The sequence below is a fragment of the Bacillus sp. SW14 genome (genome assembly GCF_047608225.1).
Lineage (GTDB): Bacteria > Bacillota > Bacilli > Bacillales > Bacillaceae > Bacillus > Bacillus subtilis_G.
Genome location: NZ_JBLKRW010000001.1, coordinates 1,771,702 through 1,787,984, shown reverse-complemented (window position 1 = coordinate 1,787,984; position 16,283 = coordinate 1,771,702). Strand labels below are relative to the sequence as shown.

Here is a 16,283-nt window from a genome sequence, read left to right as displayed (position 1 = left end):
TTAACCTACTTTCTCTTTGGTGGTTATCGTTTTTGACCTTTTAGAGGACAACGTCATCAGCAATCGGCGTTTCCATAATTCTCTTGACGACAGCAAGATCCGAAGACTGGCCGAGTGCCCACATTAATTTTGGCACGATTGCTTCTGTGTTCATATTTCTGGATCGGATAATTAAATCTTGGTTGACTCTGCGGCCGACTTCGTAAATGCTCATGTCTTCGCCTTCTTCCAGACATTGAGTTGTGATGACGACGACGATTCCGCTTTCGATCAGCTCATTCACTTTCGACAAAATGTCTCTGCCTTCAAACGGCACGCCTCCGCTGCCGTAACTTTCAATGACGATTCCTTTGAAGATGCTTTTTAAGGCATCAAACATTTCAGGCTTTAAGCCCGGATGCAGCTTCAGCAGACATACATCTGTGCATAGTGAAGTATCAACTTTAAAGGTGTCGTTCTCAGGTTCCGTTACTTGTTTGTTGTATTCGATCCCGTCTTCATTGATAAAAGCGATATATGGGTAATTGATGCTTTCAAATGCGTCGTAGCTTTTCGTTCTTAATTTAATCGCACGTGTTCCTTGGATGACTCTGCCGTCAAACACAACATAAACGCCGCCCACACCTTCACAGGCAAAGCGAATGGCGTCTGTGATATTTTTTTTGGCGTCCGTTTTTTGAAACGTGATTGGAATCTGCGAGCCAGTGATCACAATCGGTTTATTGGCATGCTGCAGCATATACGATAATGCGGCAGATGTATAGGCCATTGTATCTGTACCGTGAGTAATAACAAACCCGTCATAGGCATCATAATTTTCCTTAACGGCTTGTGCTATTTCCACCCAGTATTCAGGCTGCATATTGGTGCTGTCTATATTCATAAGCGACTGAGTTTCCATCGTGTAATCGTTATCAAGTTTTGATACGTAACTCAATAATTCATCAGCCTTGACCCCGGGAGCCAGCCCATTTTCCCCTTCAACTGAAGCAATCGTTCCCCCAGTTGTCAACATCAATAATTTTTTCATACCATGCACCTCTTCACTGTATCTAAAGATGGGTTGCGAGAAGTATTCGCTTTTCGCATACTTTTAATGCCATTATAGACACGGAAAATAAAATACGCAAGACATTATTATTCAATTCGCGTACACTTCCTAATACCTATATGATATAATCAGCTCAAGGTGAAAAAGGAGCGAAAGTTCATGAATCTAGATCGTTTAACTGAATTGAGAAAAAAGAAAAATTGGTCGCTTCAATATACAGCTGACCTTCTGGGTATCGCAAAAAGCACATATGCCGGCTACGAATCAGGCTACCGGCGGCCTTCACTTGAGGCGCTTGCCATGCTGGCTGACCTCTTTGACACAACCTGCGATGAACTTTTGGGCCGCGAGAAACAAAAGCAGACTGCTCCTCAGACCATTGAGTTGACCACGTGGAGCAGCCTTGACTTGACTATTTCTGTTGATGACAAGCCGCTGAGTGAAGACGAAATCATCCAGCTGATCACCTTTATCCGGACGAAGAGAAAAGTACAGGAGGAAATGAGTTAATCTTTCACTCACGGTTTAATTTTACCGTAGGTTCCTCCTCCTCCGGCTTTCAATTCCAGCTTTCCGGATCTCGCTTTTACAATCAACGCCGCGGTTTTCGGCGGGACAACGCGAGCCAAATCTTCTTCTGCCGCCTCATGAAGAACAGCCATTTCTGTTCCGAAGGCTTTTTTTAGTTTGTCCAGCGTTTTCGGACCGACACCCGGAACAAATTGCAGCGGGATCTGATGAACATATCGAGGGCGCGAGACGCGAACTTCAGTCTGATCACTCAATTCACGCAATCTTTCGCTAACGCCCTTTGTAAACTTGGCATTTCCGCAATTCGCGCACACCGTTTCCCCGCTCACAGCAGGTTCTCCGCATGCTTCGCAAGCCGTCTGATAATATTTTCCCAATAACGGATCCAAGCCATAATTTGCGGTAATTCTCCTGTCATCCTGCACCTTTAATGCAAGAGCAAATTCGGTAAAATCAGCTGACTGCACATATAGTTCATTATATTCTCTGCCGATTTTCGCTAACGAATGCGCATCAGAATTTGTTAAAAAAGGATACTGATTCAATTCAGATACATGTGAAGCCATGTCTGTATCACAGCTTAATCCTAGTTCCACGGCATCTATCATAGAGGGATCAAAAACCTCGGTTAGGCTTGATGCAACCCCTTTTCCATATAAGCTTTTATGTGGTGTAAAGATATGGGCGGGGATAAACAGTCCGCCCAATTCCTTCACTTTTTTTTGCAGATTCAAGCCCGTTTCATAAATCCGCTGTGAGCTTAAATGAATGTTTTTCAGCCGCGCTGACAGCCAGTTTGAAAACCGCTTCATTTCAGCAAGCGTTGGCATAAACACGAGGACATGGATCGGCCCGCTGCAGGCTTCGTCATAAATCTCCAGCTCGCTTCCTAATAAAAGAGTCGTGCTGCGGTACCGAATCCCCCCGCCATCAAGCTCGCGATATGTTCCTGATGAAATGCCTTCTTCTAGCTCCAAAATGACTTCCGGAGAATGGCAGTCGATAATGCCAAGAAGTTCTATCCCTTTATGCTCACTGGCTTCTATCAAAATTCGGTCCAGTGTAAGTGTTTTGGCGCCTGTTATTTTGACAGCCCTTCCTGTAAAGGTCCGGCCGATATGAATGTGCAAATCCGCGTAAATCTTTTTCATTTTTGTGCTTGGAGCGCTTCTTTTAGCTGAAGATACTGAATCGCATAGGCTGTCTTAGCATCATATACTTCACGCGATTCAACCAGCTTCTGCGCATCTTCAAGCGTCACCTCCATCACTTCAACAAACTCGTCCTCATCAAGCTCCCGTTTTTCTTCGAGAACAGAAAGCTCTTCAGCAAGAAACACGTGAACGATTTCATCAGCAAAGCCGGGCGATGTATAAAACGCAGTGATTTTTGTCAGCTTTTTCGCTGTATAACCCGTTTCCTCTTCAAGCTCCCGAAGTGCCGTATACTCCGGCTCCTCCCCTTTTTCAAGCTTTCCGGCCGGAATTTCAACGATCGTCCGCTCAAGCGGCTTGCGGAATTGTTTGACCATAATGATTTTCCCTTCATCAGTAACAGCTAATATCGCTACAGCCCCAGGGTGTTTCACAATTTCACGTTTACTCGCTTTGCCGTTTGGCAGCTCCACGTCCTCCACATATAGATCAATGACTTTACCTGAAAAGATCTGTTCTTTGGCAATTGTTTTTTCTTCTAATGATTTCATTTCTTCATCTCCCGTTCTGTCTCTATATGATGCCCCATACATTTTATCATACTAGACAAAAGGGGGCTTCTTCATGAAAGTGCACCGCATGCCAAAAGGTGTTGTCTTAGTCGGAAAAGCATGGGAGATTCGGGCGAGGTTAAAGGAGTACGGGCGCACATTCCAATATGTGAAAGATTGGGTCTCTAAGCCGTAAAAGTTGAAACTTTAGCTCCTTTATATTACGGTCAATACAAAGCCTAAAAAAGGAGTGTGCACATGAGAAAGCGCAAACTGGGTACATCTGATTTAGAAATAAGCGAAGTCGGACTCGGCTGTATGTCTCTTGGTACTGAAAAAAACAAAGCTTTGTCTATTTTGGATGAAGCCATCGAGCTTGGCATCAACTATTTGGACACAGCGGATTTGTATGACCGCGGACGCAACGAAGAAATCGTCGGTGATGCGATCCAAAATAGACGCCAGGATATTATTTTGGCAACGAAAGCGGGAAACCGCTGGGATGACGACAGCGAAGGCTGGTATTGGGACCCATCAAAAGCTTACATAAAAGAAGCCGTGAAAAAGAGCCTTGCTCGGCTGAAAACAGATTATATTGATCTCTATCAGCTTCACGGCGGCACGATAGAGGACAACATTGATGAAACGATCGAAGCGTTTGAAGAATTAAAACAAGAAGGTGTCATCCGTTACTATGGCATTTCTTCCATTCGCCCGAATGTCATAAAAGAATATGTAAAAAAGTCAAACATCGTCAGTATTATGATGCAGTTCAGCCTGTTTGACAGACGTCCCGAGGAATGGCTTCCGCTTTTAGAGGAACATCAAATCAGCATAGTCACTAGAGGTCCGGTTGCCAAAGGGCTTTTGACAGAAAAACCGCTTGAACAAGCAGCGGACAGCATCAAACAAAACGGGTACTTGTCTTATTCCTTTGAGGAATTGACAAATGCCCGCAAGGCAATAGAGGATGTTGCTTCCGATCTTTCCATGACAGAAAAGTCGCTGCAGTATCTGTTAGCACAGCCGGCTGTCGCTTCAGTGATTACAGGCGCGAGTAAGATTGAGCAGTTACGGGAAAACATTCACGCTGCAAACGCACGGCGTTTAAGCGAAGAGGAAGTCAAAGCGCTCCAATCTCATACGAAACAAGATGTTTACGAAGCTCACCGCTCATAACAGAAAACAAGCACCTGTACGGGTGCTTGTTCATATGGTTGACAAAATCCTAAAACGGTTTTCGTTTTAGGATTTTGTCATCTTTTCAGCGTGATTGAAAAACCCTTGAAGTCTAGGAAGGACGAGCATTGGAACAGACTTCCGCAGGATGCAGTGGCAGGGGCGTTTGAGCAGGACGCTCAAGCTTTTAGCCGCTGATCTTTTTTCACGTGAGCACCAATGCGCAGGACTGACAACGAATGCGAGGGTTTGTCAACACGCTAAAACAAGCACCTGTACGGTGCTTGTTTTATTTATATTGATGCCAATCCATTTGGCTTTCATCAAGGAGCTCTTCAAAGCTTTTATTTTTTTCGATCTCTTTTTTCTTTCTGAGCTGTTCTGCTTTTTCTCTTTCCTGCCTCTTTTCGTCCTCTTCCTTCAACTGACTCTTCATCTCCATAAGCTTTGCTTTGATGTCGGTTTGAAGGCCGTCTTTTAATTGGTGTTTGTCAGCGGATTTTTGTTTTTTCATGTAGACTTCCCCCCGTGTTTTGTTTTGAAGCCAGTTTATCACGGAGCATACAGACTGAACAAGCGGGCTCTCTTCTGAAAACTTTTTTGATCCGCGCAGCAGTGTTTAGGTATAATGATTTCAAGTGTAAATTTCCTGTATTTAGTTGAAAGGTGCTGTGACTCTTTTGAAGAAAATCCTTTTGGCCATTTGCGCTCTCTTAACCGCTGTTATCGGAATCGGAGTTGTTTTTTCGAATATCATTCTATTTATCAAGAAAAAGACAGATGAAGACATTATCAAAAGAGAGACAGATGACGGACATGATGTGTTTGAATCCTTTGAACGAATGGAGAAAACTGCTTTTGTGATACCATCGGCTTACGAATATGATATAAAAGGATACCATGTCGCTCCGCATGACACACCAAACACCATTATCATCTGCCACGGGGTGACGATGAATATATTGAATTCTCTTAAATATATGCATTTATTTCTCGATTTCGGCTGGAATGTAGTGGTTTATGACCATCGCCGTCACGGTCAAAGCGGCGGAAAGACGACTGGCTACGGGTTTTATGAAAAGGATGATCTCAGTGAGGTTGTCAATTGGGTCAAAAACAAAACAGGTCATCGCGGATTGATCGGCATTCACGGTGAATCAATGGGAGCTGCGACCGCCCTGCTTTACGCTGGTGAACACTGTGATGATGGGGCTGATTTTTATATTGCTGATTGTCCGTTCGCACGTTTTGATGAACAGCTTGCCTATCGGCTGAAAGCGGAATACAGGCTCCCGTCTTGGCCGCTGCTCCCCATCGCCGACTTCTTTTTGAAGCTGAGAGGCGGCTATCGGGCACGCGAAGTATCTCCCCTTGCTGTCATTGATCAAATCCAAAAGCCGGTCCTCTTTATTCACAGTAAGGATGATGATTATATTCCGATTTCTTCAACCGAGCGGCTTTATGAAAAGAAACCCGGACCGAAGGCACTGTATATTGCCGAGAACGGTGAACATGCCATGTCGTATACCAAAAACCAGGACACGTATCGAAAAACGGTGCAGACGTTTTTAAACAAAATGAAGGGTTCAACAACATGCTGAAATCTTAGGCCTTGCCTCGTTTTTTTTCTTTCCATAATAAAAAGCGAAAGGCCACTTCGGCTCTTTCGCTTTTCCATTTCATAAAACGTCGGTAATGCCATCCATATTTTCTCTGATCCATTCAATCGCAAGATCTATTGTTGTGAACTCTTGTGTTTCGAATGTCATTTCATCCTGCAATAGCCAAACATCTTTCTTGATAGACTCTGCTCCTCCAATTGACCAATGGAGCAAGGTATAGGGATGGTTTTGGTTTAGGAAGGATACCCACGTTTTATTCTGTGCTGTGTTCTTCATTGACTTCAGCTTTTGTTCCACGTTTTCGTGTCTCCCTACTTTACTAATATGCTCATTCTGGGGCTGAGCATTTCAGCCGGACTTTTCAGCGCCAGTGTTTTAGCTTTTTCATTGTAATCGATCGTCATTTGATCGTCAAAAAACACTTTTTGCGACAATTGGATATAAAGCGGGATGCCGTTCGTTTCCAGCTGCTCGCACTGTCCCGTTAATTCTTCTGCCAGCCAGATTGTCGGTACACCGCTTACCGCGCAGCCGCATCCTTCTGCATCGTAACGAAGCTGGGCTTTTTTCCTTGGGTTGGCGTCAAACGCCTGCTGCAGTGCTTGTTTTGCTGCATCTGTCACGTGTATGTTCATAAGGTGAGTCCCCCGTTTCCATCATTTTCGCTATTGTAGCATACAACGTTTCTATCCGCATTGTTTCCGCCTTCCTTCCACCGCTTCGCATTTTCTTCTGCAGCCTTAATCCAATCATCTTTCCCTTGTATGTACTGATTGATACTATCCGGATGTTGGGCCGCCAGTCGTTTTTTGAGATTGGCGTATTCGTTCGCTATTGCTGGATGAGCTCTGAGATAATCTCTCAATAGCAGATGCCTTTCAATAGCAGGGTTTCCCTTTTCGTACATATGGAGATGATGAGTGCGTTTATTACCGCCCTTTTGGAAGTAACGCCTGCCCGCTGCGCCATTTTCTCCTTTCGGTGTGTAGCCGATTGCCTTCATTTGTGTATCATATTGGCTCACAGCTTCAATTCTTCTTACTTCAATCAGAATATCAATGATTGGCTTTGCCGCCATGTTCGGGATCGATGTGCTTCCGATATGATGAACAGCGATGATCTCCGGTCCGAACACAAGCTTCAGCCGCTCTTTTTCTTCACTGAAAAGTTCCGCCCATTTTTCATTGTAGGGAACGACTTCAACTTTTCTTTTCGGATACAAATAAAAGACAGACAGCAAAAGACCCTCCGCCGCTTCGACGGTTTCTGCCTTTTGAAATCCCGCCTGTGTATAGAGCGACATGGCCGGTGTATTTTTCTCGGCTGTGACTACTTCGATTTTCTCAGCGTCTTTGTTTTGATCGATGACAAATTGCAGAAGTGCCCGTCCAATCCCTTTTCTGAAACCGCCGGGATGCACGACAAGCCTGCAAATGGTGAGATGATGCATGTTTTTCTCATATGAAATGACACCGATCAGTTTGCCGTCTTTCCGATATCCCGCAAACTGTTCATGGGATGCTTGGATATCCTTCGTCTTCTCTTGTAAGGCGGGGATACCGTCAAAACCGATAAGCTCCGCTTCTTTTATGTAGGCGGGCTGCTGTACGGCAATAATCTCACGCGCTGTGTTGTCTTTCTTATGTTGAAGAGATTCAATCATTTCTGTTCTCCTGAAAATAGCAGCTGTCTCTCGACCTTTGCAACGCGGACTGCATACGACGCGTACCAAACGCTCTTTCCTTTTTCTTTTGCCGCTTGATGTTCGGTGTGATGCTTCCAGCGATTAATGGCGTCCATACTGTCCCAATAGGACACCGTTATGCCCCTTCCACTCGCTTCACGAACGCTTTCGACGCCTAAAAATCCGGGCTGATCCGCCGCCAGCGATACCATCCGCTCTGCTGTTTCTCCATATCCTGTGTCACTTTCGCTTTTGACAGATGAAAAAATAACTGCATAGTAAGGAGGCTTAGGTGTTTTTGATAAAAAATCCATCATATTTCCCCCTCATATGTTTTTGACAAACAGGACCTTGTCTTGGCCCGGGCCATCGTAGTTTGCAAACACTGAGATGCCATTTAGCGTTTTGGTGCCTTTTTCAATGTCAAAGCCCAATTTTGTGTGATACGCGATTGATACCTTGTTCACCGGTGAAGTGACGCACTTGACCCGGGTGCACCCTCTTTGTTTTACCATTTCAATAAAGACATCGTATAATTGTTTTCCAATTTGCATTTTTCTGAAATCAGGGTGTACACCGGAAAAATGGATGTATGCCGTTTCAGGATCCGATTGCGATTGAAATCCGATTAAAAACCCTGTCATGCTGTTATGTTCAGATGCAATAAAGCTTGTGTCCTGAAAATGCTCAAAAAATAGCCTCGGCAATTTTTCTTTCAGCGGTCGGCCGCCCCACCATTCATTCATTACAGACGTTACCATTTCATAATCTGAAGACGTGATTGTTCGAATATCCATTTACGATTTAATCTCCCTCCGTCTGGCAAAACGAATGTCAGCTCTTTTTTTCTACAATACAAAAATTATATTTTGCCTGACTGGAATTGTAAATGCCTTCTTTTCGGTATCATACGTTTCGGAGACTACGGAGGGAACAATGTTTGATCATTTTACACATATTTCTCCCACAGTGCAGGAGGGAGAAACTTTACAGCACAATATCAAGCACCTGATCAAGTTTCAGCTTATAAAGCTGATCCTCGTCTCCTTTTACCCATACTGTTTTTTCAAACTCTTCATACCGGCAGATTTTCCCGGTGCAGCGGACAATTTCACCGTCCTGAAAGCAGCTGAGAGTAATATCCTGAGCAAACTCCATCGCGGCGCAAAGCGTTTGATTCATTTCCTCCAGCTTATCGGGATCAAGGGTCGGCTTTTGCAGCTTCTGTTTATGGCGCTTTCTCTCAAGCAGGCTTTGTTTATGTTCCGGCAGAAACATCCTGCTCCCTTCCCACAGCAGGTTGCCTCTTTTTAAATGGTCGTTCATTTATAGTGCCCTCCTATTTTAGCCGCACGTTCAAATGCCTGGCCTGCCGCTGTCAATGACGCCGCTCTGACGATGGCTGTGTCGCCGAACCGGTTTTTAATGCCGTCCATCACATAGCCAAGGCTCATTTTCTTTGCATCATCCTGAAATAAATTGAGCTGCCATATGTCATCAGATGAGAGCTGAGACAGATTGACCCCCAGGCGGCGGACAGGCTTCCCGTCCCAAAACGTAAGAAACAGCCGGCACACAGCCTCATATACATCCTGCGTGGAATTAGTAGGCTCCGCCAACTTCACTTGCCGGTTGAAGCCTGTCGGCCAATCAAAATCAGCCCCCCGGCAGCTTACTGACACCGTTTGTCCCATTGCCCCAGCGTTTCGGCTTCGCCTGCACACTTCTTCACTCAGCTCCAGCAGCACGACTTTAATTTCTTTGTCAAAGTGTTCGTAGTCTCTCGGGAGCGTCATTCCATGGCCGATGGCCTTTTGCCCGTCCAGAGATGAAGTTGAAACAGGGGAATAGTCGATCCCGTTCGCCGTCATCCACAGCACGTGGCCGTTAATGCCCCATTTCTTTTTTAAAAGATCGAGCGGAAAAGCCGCGAGCCCGCCGATCGTGCTGATGCCCATTCGGTTTAAATGATGCCCCATGCGCCTCCCCACACCAAACATGCTGCCCACCGGGAGCGGCCACATTTCGATTTTCATACTTTCTTTCGTTAAGGTAAAAATACCGTTCTTATTCTTTTTGGCAAAATTGTCGCATGCGATTTTAGCCAGCGCTTTATTAGGGCCGATTCCGACACGCGCATAAACGCCGATCTCCCGCATAATTCTGCCCTGAATGCTTTTTGCGATCTCATCCGGCGTCCCAAACAGCTTCTGGCTGCCTGTAATGTCCATGAACTGTTCATCGATGGAATACGGCTCTACAAGATCTGTATATTCCTCTAAAATGGCCGTGATTTGCAGTGATACATCAATATACCGCTGCATACGAGGCCGGAGCACAACTGCTTCAGGGCACTTTTCCTGCGCCTCCCACAGCCGGGAAGCATTCGCGACCCCCTTTTGTTTCGCCAGCGGGCAGGCGGCCAATACGACTCCTCCCCTTCTTTCAGGGTCACCCGACACAATGACGGGCCTATTTTTCAAATGTGGATTTTCCGCTTTCTCTACAGATGCATAAAACGATTGCATGTCAACGAGAAAAATCACTTTTTCTTTCATCATACACACCTCTAAAAAGAACTTATGTTCGCTTTTTCTATTATATGCGAAAATATGTTCGATTTATACTGGTAAATGATTCTTGCCTGACAGAAAATATGATCCAAGGGTTTGAGAGAAGAAAAACATTTAGTAGAATAAAAGCGAGGCATAAAGATAGGAGAGTCATAATGGAGAAATTTGTCGAGAAAATGCTGGGACAGGCACTACGTCAATACGGCCGAAATGTTGCCGTAGATCCGTTAAGCCCGTATGAAAAACAAAGCCTGAAAGCAGCCTTGGAAGAGAGACGGAATGAAGAACCCGATGAAGATTTGCATGCGCATATAGAAGATATCATTTATGACTATGTCACCAACCAAGGACTGTTCTCTTAAACATTGGCCAAAAGAAACAGAGACGCACAGCGCCCCGAATCGGACTGTGAGTTCTTTCAGCCGCTAATGCGGCTTTCCTTTGTAAATACCGCCATGAAAACAAACAAAAGTCTTTGTCATTATGCAGAAAGGCTTGTAAAAAAGCAAAGCCTGAGTCATACCCAGTGCCGCCTGTTCTGTCGGTCCATGCAGCGCTCCGTCAGCTTGAATCAGCGGATGATCGCCTTTTATATTCAAACAGACACCATCTGCTTCCACGGTCTGCCGAATCGCTTTGAAATGCCCGGCATTCCAGCATCAATCACATCAAATAATATGCTTTCACCACCATAAAAACATCGGATATATTATCATTTTACTCCCGAACGCCTCAACCTCAATTTCAACGATGTAAACTCCGCCAGCGACGTGCATCATCCTCAGGTAAGATATGTTTCACATTCATATCAACAATAAAATATTTTGAATTTCCCATTGGATAAGGAAATTTTTTCATATATGATAGAAAAAAATCCTACATACAGGAGAGAATACGATTCATGAAGAAATGGAAAGATATCCACCCCATCAGCTGGACAATTATAATCGGAACTATTTTCGGCAGGATGGCAACATCAATGAGCATTCCTTTTTTAGCGATTTATTTAACAGCCGTCCAAGGCACATCAGCTTCCTATGCAGGGCTGGTTATCGCTGCAAGCTCATCAGTCGGCATCCTCGCAAGCTTTTACGGCGGATATATCTCGGACAAATTCGGCAGAAAAAACATGATGCTAGTGTCCATTTTCGGCTGGATGCTGGTATTTGCAGGATTTGCGGCGGCATCTCATCTCTGGGTGTTTTTTGTGGTAAACGCATTAAACGGCCTTTGCAAATCACTATTTGAACCTGCTTCAAAGGCTTTGCTGTCTGATATGACAGAAGAAAAAACGAGACTGCTTGTTTTTAATTTACGCTATGCAGCTATAAATATCGGCGTTGTCTTCGGACCGATACTCGGCCTGTATTTCGGCTCATCGCAATCGACCGCACCCTTTTTGGCGCCCGCAGTCATTTACGGACTATACGGACTCGTGCTTGTTATCCAATTTAAAAAGCATCCATCCTTATCAGGATCAGGCCAATCCCGAAATATGAGCGTGCGGGAAGCATTTATGGTGACGCAAAAGGATCTTCTTTTTACAATTGCTCTGGTCGGCATTACGCTATGCACCTTTGGCTACTCACAATTCAGTTCCACATTTCCGCAGTATATGGCGCAGAACCCTTTGTTTGGCAATGGAACGAAACTGTACGGGCTGATGCTGACATTAAACGCAATTTCCCATCGTCCATTTTGCAAAACGTTTTTCGCCGCTTTGCTCCTTGATGCTCGGTAATGTGATGGTGAGTATCAGCATGGCTATTTTCACCGTATCACACGGTGTTTCATCCCTTGTGCTGATTGTGGTCACATTTACAATCGGCGAAGTGCTTTTATTCTCTATGATGGATTTGTTTGTAGACCAGATTGCAAAACCCGGGTTAAAAGGCACTTATTTCGGGGCCATCGGTTTTTCACAGCTCGGAAACGTCATCGGCCCTTGGATCGGGGGTATATGTATAGACCTATTTGGCGCTGGCCGGCCGATTTTTATTTTTTCTGTTCTGAGCGGGATCACCCTGCTCGGCCTGCCATTTTTGGCGTTCGCCTATCGGCAGATGAAAACGGGAATGACAAAACACCGGCCAGGGCTGGAAAAGCCGCTTTAAATTAAAAAACGGGAGAGAACCAATCTCTCCCGCAACAATGGGGTGATGAACACGAATATAGGCAATGGATGTTTCAGCTTTTAAGTATTTATTATGTTGCCGCTGTCATCTTTGCAGCTGTTACAGGCTTCAAGTACGCGAAGAACCGAAAAGCGCAGCTGATCGCATTGAGGAAAAGCTTAACAGCCTGTCCGAAGACCATGATTAACCGCTTGGGGCAACGAGCTCTACCTTCATCCGGTCCGGATCCTCGCAATAAACGGCATAATGCCCGTCTCCTCCGGCAAAAGGATGGCGGTCCCGGTACAACACACGATAGCCTTTTTCCATCAGTTTTTCGGTCATCTGGTCAACTTGAAGCTTGGATTCAGCATGAAAGGCGAGATGGTTCAGCCCGACCCGGCATCTGTGGTATGCCGGCTCGAGAAATGGCTCTTTCGCCTGCACAATCACAAGATAAAAATGATCTTTCTTCCAGCTAATGCCTGAGCCCCATTTTTGATACTCTCTATAGCCAAGTTCTGTTAAGAACCATCCCCAAAACCGCCGAGACGCTTCCAAATCGGAGACATACAGTTCAATATGGTGCACGATATTACACCCGCCTTACCAGCACTTCTTCCACCTTATGCCCGTCCCCCTTACGCAAAATGAGATCGGACCTGAATTTAGTCGGCAAGATATTTTCATATAAATTAGGCCGGTTGACACTCTGCCAAATTGAAGCTGCCATCTCGTCAGCCTCCTGATCAGACAAGTCTTTAAATTTATGAAAATAAGAATCGGGATTTTGAAAAGCAGTTTCCCGAAGCAGACGAAAACGCTCTAAATACCATGTGAAAATCCGGCTTTCGTCCGCGTCCACATAAATCGAAAAATCAAAGAAATCGGAGACAAAAATACGCGGATCTTCCCGGTCATCCTCCAAGGTGGGCGACTGAAGAACATTAATACCTTCAATAATCACAATATCGGCCTGTTCTACAATCTCGAACACCCCTTCCTCGCGGTCATAGGTCAGATGGGAATACACCGGAGCCTTTACTCTGTCTTTTCCTGATTTTAAGTCATTCAAAAATTCGAGCAACGCCTTTACGTCATAGCTTTCGGGAAACCCTTTTCGTGACAGCATATTTTTCTTTTTCAGCTCGGCTGTAGGAAATAAAAACCCATCTGTCGTGATAAGGCTCACTTTAGGGCGGTCCGGCAAACGCGAAAGCAGCTTCTGCAATATCCGCGCCGTCGTGCTTTTTCCGACTGCCACACTGCCGGCGATGCCAATAATAAACGGAATTTTGGCTGAATGAGGGTGCTTCAAAAAAACATTGACATGCTTATTGCGCTCGGCGGCTGACTTCACATGCAAATGAAGCAAGCGAATAAGCGGAATATAAATCGTTTCCACTTCTTCAACAGATAAATAATCATTCAGCCCTTCCACGGCTTTTGCCTCTTCTTCAGATACAGCAATCGACAAATGTCCCCCAAAACCAGACCAAGATTCGCGATTGTGCTGTGTATATAAAGTATGTAAGTTAAGCTCTTTATTTTTCACTGTTTACACCTGACTCTCTGTAGGTTAAAACCCTTACAAAGATTGTAACGGAAAACCCTTTCACTGTCTGCTTATTTTTTCAGCAAATCCGCACCGATTCGATTATAAGCGGACATCTCTTCTTTTGGAACCATGCTTCCTCCCGTTCCCCAGACGACATGTACGGCATGTTCCATGTTATGCTTCTGACTATATAGCCTTCCTTCTTCTGTCGAAAAAAGCTGAATAGGCCCGAACATGCCGGCAAGAGCAGAGGGCTCTAAATATTTACTTTCAGATACAGCCAGCATATGAAGCAAGGCATAAAGCGTATTGTCCTCTACGGTATAACAGCCGCTCAGCAGCGGTTCAATCAGCTTGCCCACAAACCCTGACGGCCTTCCTACAGCAAGCCCGTCAGCAGCCGTCCGATTATCCAGACCGATATCATGGACGGAAATCTTCTCGTGGAGGCCGGAATAAAGCCCCAGCAGCATACACGGTGAATGAGTCGGTTCTCCGAAAAACACATGGACATGGTCGCCGTATAAAAGCTTCAGCCCAAATGCCACACCTCCCGGCCCTCCACCGACTCCGCACGGCAGATACACAAACAGCGGAGTCTCCAGACTTGGTTGTATATTCATACAGTCGAGCTGCGTTTTTAATCGGCCGGCGGCAACAGCATATCCTAAAAACAGCTGACGGGAATGTTCATCATCAATAAAATAACAAAATGGATCTTGCTCTGCCTGCCGTCTCCCTTCTTTCACCGCTTCACTGTAATCTGATTCATACTCCATGACAGTGACACCTTTTTGGCGAAGGAGATCCTTTTTCCACTGCTTGGCATCAGCGGACATATGCACTGTCACGCGAAATCCGAGTGTCGCACCGATGATGCCGATACTTAATCCAAGGTTTCCTGTCGAACCGACAGCAATCGAATAGCGGGAGAAAAACGCGGCAAATCTCTCTTCCTGTAAGATGCGGTAATCATCGTTTTCCTGAAGCATTCCTTCTTGAAGCGCCAGCATTTCAGCATGCTTCAATACTTCATAAATCCCGCCCCGCGCTTTAATCGATCCTGAAATCGGAAGTTCATGGTCGCACTTTAAAAGCCATCTTCCCGGAAAGGGCTGCTGATATGCTGCTTCCAGTTTTCCCTTCATATGCTGCATTTCAAAAAGCGGAGATTCGATTATTCCTTTTGCATCTTTCGTCTCAGGAAACACCTCGGCAATGTAAGGAGCAAACCGCCGCAGCCTATTTTCCGCTCCCGCTATCTCGCTTTCCCACTCATCTGCGTGAAATAACGGGCTCTCTTTCTTGCCGGAATTTGCCCAGAATACAGGCTCTGCGTCAATCAGTTTCTGAATGAACGGATCTTTGAGCAGAACATGAAGGGCTTCTTGATTGATTGACATCCAATGATTCTCCCTTCCTCTATAAAAAAACTGCCTGTGGGTATGCGAACAAGCCATCTCACCACAGGCAGTTCCACCATTATTTTTTCATAAGCACGCGTCCTGCCAGCTTTTCAACGAGAGCTGGAAACAGCTGGTACAGCTTGGTGCCGGCATTCATGAAACGCGGAAGATTGATCTCCCGTTTGTTCGTGAAAATAGCAGCTGTAATGTGAGCTGCCACGTCATCAGGATCAAGCATCCAGCGGCTCACATTTTTGGCGTATTCCCCGCCTTTATCAGCAATGGAAAAAAAATCCGTCTGAATCGGTCCCGGATTAACTGTTGTCACATAAATGCCTGTTCCCGCCAGCTCCATCCGCAAAGCGTTTGAGTAGCCGAGCACGGCATGTTTTGTCGCGGAATAAAGGCTCGACTTAGGTGTTGCAATTTTCCCCGCTTGAGAAGCGATATTGATGATATGGCCCTTTTTTTGCTCAAGCATATGCGGAAGCACCGCTTTTGTACAGGCGATCAGGCCGAAGACATTCACATCAAACATCGCTTTCATATCATCCAGCGTCGAGTCTAAAACCGTTTCAAATATACCGAAGCCCGCATTGTTAATCAGTACATCAACCGAGCCGATCTGACCGCGGACACAGGCGATATCCTCTAGGCTGCCGACATCCAGAGGGAAAATCTCACACTGTCCGCTCCATTCCTCGGTTATCTTCCTTTTAATTTCTATCAAACGCTCCTCACGTCTTGCCGACAGCAGGACATGGGCTCCTTCAGCCGCGCATAAGTATGCGATTCTTTCACCGAGCCCTCCTGAAGCGCCGGTTATCCATATCCGCTTTCCCGCTATATGCTTCATCCAT

20 protein-coding genes and 2 pseudogenes are annotated in these 16,283 nt (G+C 45.5%); 6 read left to right on the top strand and 16 right to left on the bottom strand.

What is annotated here, in order from left to right; all coding sequences use genetic code 11:
- Positions 1-40 precede the first annotated feature (40 nt).
- Positions 41-1,030 carry an asparaginase gene (gene ansA / locus ACMX2I_RS09260; protein WP_202327305.1) on the bottom strand — a complete coding sequence of 330 codons (990 nt, stop codon included), beginning with the start codon at positions 1,028-1,030 and terminating at the stop codon, positions 41-43.
- Positions 1,031-1,210: 180 nt separating this feature from the next.
- On the opposite strand from ansA, the gene ansR reads away from it, so the two are divergent.
- A complete protein-coding gene (ansR, locus tag ACMX2I_RS09255) occupies positions 1,211-1,561 on the top strand; it encodes an HTH-type transcriptional regulator AnsR (protein ID WP_202327303.1) in 351 nt (116 codons plus the stop codon).
- A gap of 8 nt (positions 1,562-1,569) precedes the next feature.
- Here the strand turns inward: ansR and ACMX2I_RS09250 are convergent, their stop codons facing one another.
- Complete coding sequence (locus ACMX2I_RS09250) at positions 1,570-2,733, bottom strand: TIGR00375 family protein (RefSeq protein ID WP_414956761.1); 1,164 nt, start codon at positions 2,731-2,733, stop codon at positions 1,570-1,572.
- On the bottom strand, positions 2,730-3,287 hold the full coding sequence (gene nudF, locus ACMX2I_RS09245) for an ADP-ribose pyrophosphatase (RefSeq protein WP_202327300.1): 558 nt from the start codon (positions 3,285-3,287) through the stop codon (positions 2,730-2,732). Before nudF ends, ACMX2I_RS09250 begins: the two co-directional genes overlap by 4 nt.
- A gap of 73 nt (positions 3,288-3,360) precedes the next feature.
- Between nudF and mciZ the strand changes: the two genes are divergently transcribed.
- Positions 3,361-3,483 (top strand): Z-ring formation inhibitor MciZ, encoded by a 123-nt coding sequence (mciZ, locus tag ACMX2I_RS09240; RefSeq protein WP_414956760.1) that lies wholly within the window; start codon positions 3,361-3,363, stop codon positions 3,481-3,483.
- 62 nt (positions 3,484-3,545) lie between these two features.
- Complete coding sequence (locus ACMX2I_RS09235) at positions 3,546-4,466, top strand: aldo/keto reductase (RefSeq protein ID WP_414956759.1); 921 nt, start codon at positions 3,546-3,548, stop codon at positions 4,464-4,466.
- A 289-nt stretch (positions 4,467-4,755) separates the two neighbouring features.
- Here the strand turns inward: ACMX2I_RS09235 and ACMX2I_RS09230 are convergent, their stop codons facing one another.
- A complete protein-coding gene (locus tag ACMX2I_RS09230; protein WP_087990810.1) occupies positions 4,756-4,980 on the bottom strand; it encodes a YqkE family protein in 225 nt (74 codons plus the stop codon).
- A 166-nt stretch (positions 4,981-5,146) separates the two neighbouring features.
- On the opposite strand from ACMX2I_RS09230, the gene ACMX2I_RS09225 reads away from it, so the two are divergent.
- Positions 5,147-6,067 carry an alpha/beta hydrolase gene (locus tag ACMX2I_RS09225; protein ID WP_414956758.1) on the top strand — a complete coding sequence of 307 codons (921 nt, stop codon included), beginning with the start codon at positions 5,147-5,149 and terminating at the stop codon, positions 6,065-6,067.
- Positions 6,068-6,145: 78 nt separating this feature from the next.
- Here ACMX2I_RS09225 and ACMX2I_RS09220 read toward each other — a convergent pair whose 3' ends face one another.
- The 7 genes and pseudogenes from ACMX2I_RS09220 to ACMX2I_RS09190 form a co-directional block, all read right to left on the bottom strand.
- Positions 6,146-6,385 (bottom strand): YqkC family protein, encoded by a 240-nt coding sequence (locus ACMX2I_RS09220; RefSeq protein ID WP_003236767.1) that lies wholly within the window; start codon positions 6,383-6,385, stop codon positions 6,146-6,148.
- A gap of 14 nt (positions 6,386-6,399) precedes the next feature.
- Positions 6,400-6,723 (bottom strand): iron-sulfur cluster biosynthesis family protein, encoded by a 324-nt coding sequence (locus ACMX2I_RS09215; protein ID WP_414956757.1) that lies wholly within the window; start codon positions 6,721-6,723, stop codon positions 6,400-6,402.
- Positions 6,720-7,751 carry a bifunctional GNAT family N-acetyltransferase/GrpB family protein gene (locus tag ACMX2I_RS09210; RefSeq protein ID WP_087990620.1) on the bottom strand — a complete coding sequence of 344 codons (1,032 nt, stop codon included), beginning with the start codon at positions 7,749-7,751 and terminating at the stop codon, positions 6,720-6,722. Before ACMX2I_RS09210 ends, ACMX2I_RS09215 begins: the two co-directional genes overlap by 4 nt.
- A pseudogene (locus ACMX2I_RS09205) lies at positions 7,744-8,089 on the bottom strand (antibiotic biosynthesis monooxygenase family protein). Before ACMX2I_RS09205 ends, ACMX2I_RS09210 begins: the two are co-directional and overlap by 8 nt.
- A 9-nt stretch (positions 8,090-8,098) precedes the next feature.
- The gene (locus ACMX2I_RS09200) at positions 8,099-8,569 is read right to left on the bottom strand and encodes a GNAT family N-acetyltransferase (RefSeq protein ID WP_087990621.1); all 471 of its coding nucleotides are present in this window, start codon (positions 8,567-8,569) and stop codon (positions 8,099-8,101) included.
- Positions 8,570-8,759: 190 nt separating this feature from the next.
- Positions 8,760-9,098 (bottom strand): YolD-like family protein, encoded by a 339-nt coding sequence (locus ACMX2I_RS09195; RefSeq protein WP_414956756.1) that lies wholly within the window; start codon positions 9,096-9,098, stop codon positions 8,760-8,762.
- Positions 9,095-10,333: a DNA polymerase IV gene (locus ACMX2I_RS09190; RefSeq protein WP_414956755.1), complete on the bottom strand. Its 1,239-nt coding sequence runs from the start codon at positions 10,331-10,333 to the stop codon at positions 9,095-9,097. Before ACMX2I_RS09190 ends, ACMX2I_RS09195 begins: the two co-directional genes overlap by 4 nt.
- A 167-nt stretch (positions 10,334-10,500) precedes the next feature.
- Between ACMX2I_RS09190 and ACMX2I_RS09185 the strand changes: the two genes are divergently transcribed.
- A complete protein-coding gene (locus tag ACMX2I_RS09185; RefSeq protein WP_148961969.1) occupies positions 10,501-10,707 on the top strand; it encodes a YqzH family protein in 207 nt (68 codons plus the stop codon).
- A gap of 63 nt (positions 10,708-10,770) precedes the next feature.
- On the opposite strand, the gene ACMX2I_RS09180 is transcribed toward ACMX2I_RS09185, so the two are convergent.
- Positions 10,771-10,944, bottom strand: a complete 174-nt coding sequence (locus ACMX2I_RS09180) for a hypothetical protein (RefSeq protein ID WP_414956754.1) — start codon at positions 10,942-10,944, stop codon at positions 10,771-10,773.
- 302 nt (positions 10,945-11,246) lie between these two features.
- Here ACMX2I_RS09180 and ACMX2I_RS09175 point away from each other — a divergent pair.
- Positions 11,247-12,459 (top strand): annotated as a pseudogene (locus tag ACMX2I_RS09175) (MDR family MFS transporter).
- Between the two features lie 204 nt (positions 12,460-12,663).
- Here ACMX2I_RS09175 and ACMX2I_RS09170 read toward each other — a convergent pair.
- The 4 genes from ACMX2I_RS09170 to ACMX2I_RS09155 form a co-directional block, all read right to left on the bottom strand.
- Positions 12,664-13,050, bottom strand: a complete 387-nt coding sequence (locus ACMX2I_RS09170) for a VOC family protein (RefSeq protein ID WP_414956753.1) — start codon at positions 13,048-13,050, stop codon at positions 12,664-12,666.
- A 4-nt stretch (positions 13,051-13,054) separates the two neighbouring features.
- Positions 13,055-14,014, bottom strand: a complete 960-nt coding sequence (coaA, locus tag ACMX2I_RS09165) for a type I pantothenate kinase (RefSeq protein ID WP_414956752.1) — start codon at positions 14,012-14,014, stop codon at positions 13,055-13,057.
- A 71-nt stretch (positions 14,015-14,085) separates the two neighbouring features.
- On the bottom strand, positions 14,086-15,420 hold the full coding sequence (gene dsdA / locus ACMX2I_RS09160) for a D-serine ammonia-lyase (protein WP_414956751.1): 1,335 nt from the start codon (positions 15,418-15,420) through the stop codon (positions 14,086-14,088).
- A gap of 79 nt (positions 15,421-15,499) precedes the next feature.
- Entirely contained in the window at positions 15,500-16,279 is a 780-nt protein-coding gene (locus ACMX2I_RS09155; protein WP_087990629.1) for an SDR family NAD(P)-dependent oxidoreductase, read from the bottom strand.
- Positions 16,280-16,283 lie beyond the last annotated feature (4 nt).

Coding starts and splice junctions, on each gene's coding strand:
- ACMX2I_RS09230 (WP_087990810.1), bottom strand. CDS start 4,980: ATGAAAAAACAAAAATCCGCTGACAAACACCAATTAAAAGACGGCCTT.
- ACMX2I_RS09235 (WP_414956759.1), top strand. CDS start 3,546: ATGAGAAAGCGCAAACTGGGTACATCTGATTTAGAAATAAGCGAAGTC.
- ACMX2I_RS09250 (WP_414956761.1), bottom strand. CDS start 2,733: ATGAAAAAGATTTACGCGGATTTGCACATTCATATCGGCCGGACCTTT.
- ACMX2I_RS09215 (WP_414956757.1), bottom strand. CDS start 6,723: ATGAACATACACGTGACAGATGCAGCAAAACAAGCACTGCAGCAGGCG.
- ansA (WP_202327305.1), bottom strand. CDS start 1,030: ATGAAAAAATTATTGATGTTGACAACTGGGGGAACGATTGCTTCAGTT.
- ACMX2I_RS09210 (WP_087990620.1), bottom strand. CDS start 7,751: ATGATTGAATCTCTTCAACATAAGAAAGACAACACAGCGCGTGAGATT.
- nudF (WP_202327300.1), bottom strand. CDS start 3,287: ATGAAATCATTAGAAGAAAAAACAATTGCCAAAGAACAGATCTTTTCA.
- ACMX2I_RS09185 (WP_148961969.1), top strand. CDS start 10,501: ATGGAGAAATTTGTCGAGAAAATGCTGGGACAGGCACTACGTCAATAC.
- dsdA (WP_414956751.1), bottom strand. CDS start 15,420: ATGTCAATCAATCAAGAAGCCCTTCATGTTCTGCTCAAAGATCCGTTC.
- ACMX2I_RS09195 (WP_414956756.1), bottom strand. CDS start 9,098: ATGAACGACCATTTAAAAAGAGGCAACCTGCTGTGGGAAGGGAGCAGG.
- ACMX2I_RS09200 (WP_087990621.1), bottom strand. CDS start 8,569: ATGGATATTCGAACAATCACGTCTTCAGATTATGAAATGGTAACGTCT.
- ansR (WP_202327303.1), top strand. CDS start 1,211: ATGAATCTAGATCGTTTAACTGAATTGAGAAAAAAGAAAAATTGGTCG.
- ACMX2I_RS09190 (WP_414956755.1), bottom strand. CDS start 10,333: ATGATGAAAGAAAAAGTGATTTTTCTCGTTGACATGCAATCGTTTTAT.
- mciZ (WP_414956760.1), top strand. CDS start 3,361: ATGAAAGTGCACCGCATGCCAAAAGGTGTTGTCTTAGTCGGAAAAGCA.
- ACMX2I_RS09155 (WP_087990629.1), bottom strand. CDS start 16,279: ATGAAGCATATAGCGGGAAAGCGGATATGGATAACCGGCGCTTCAGGA.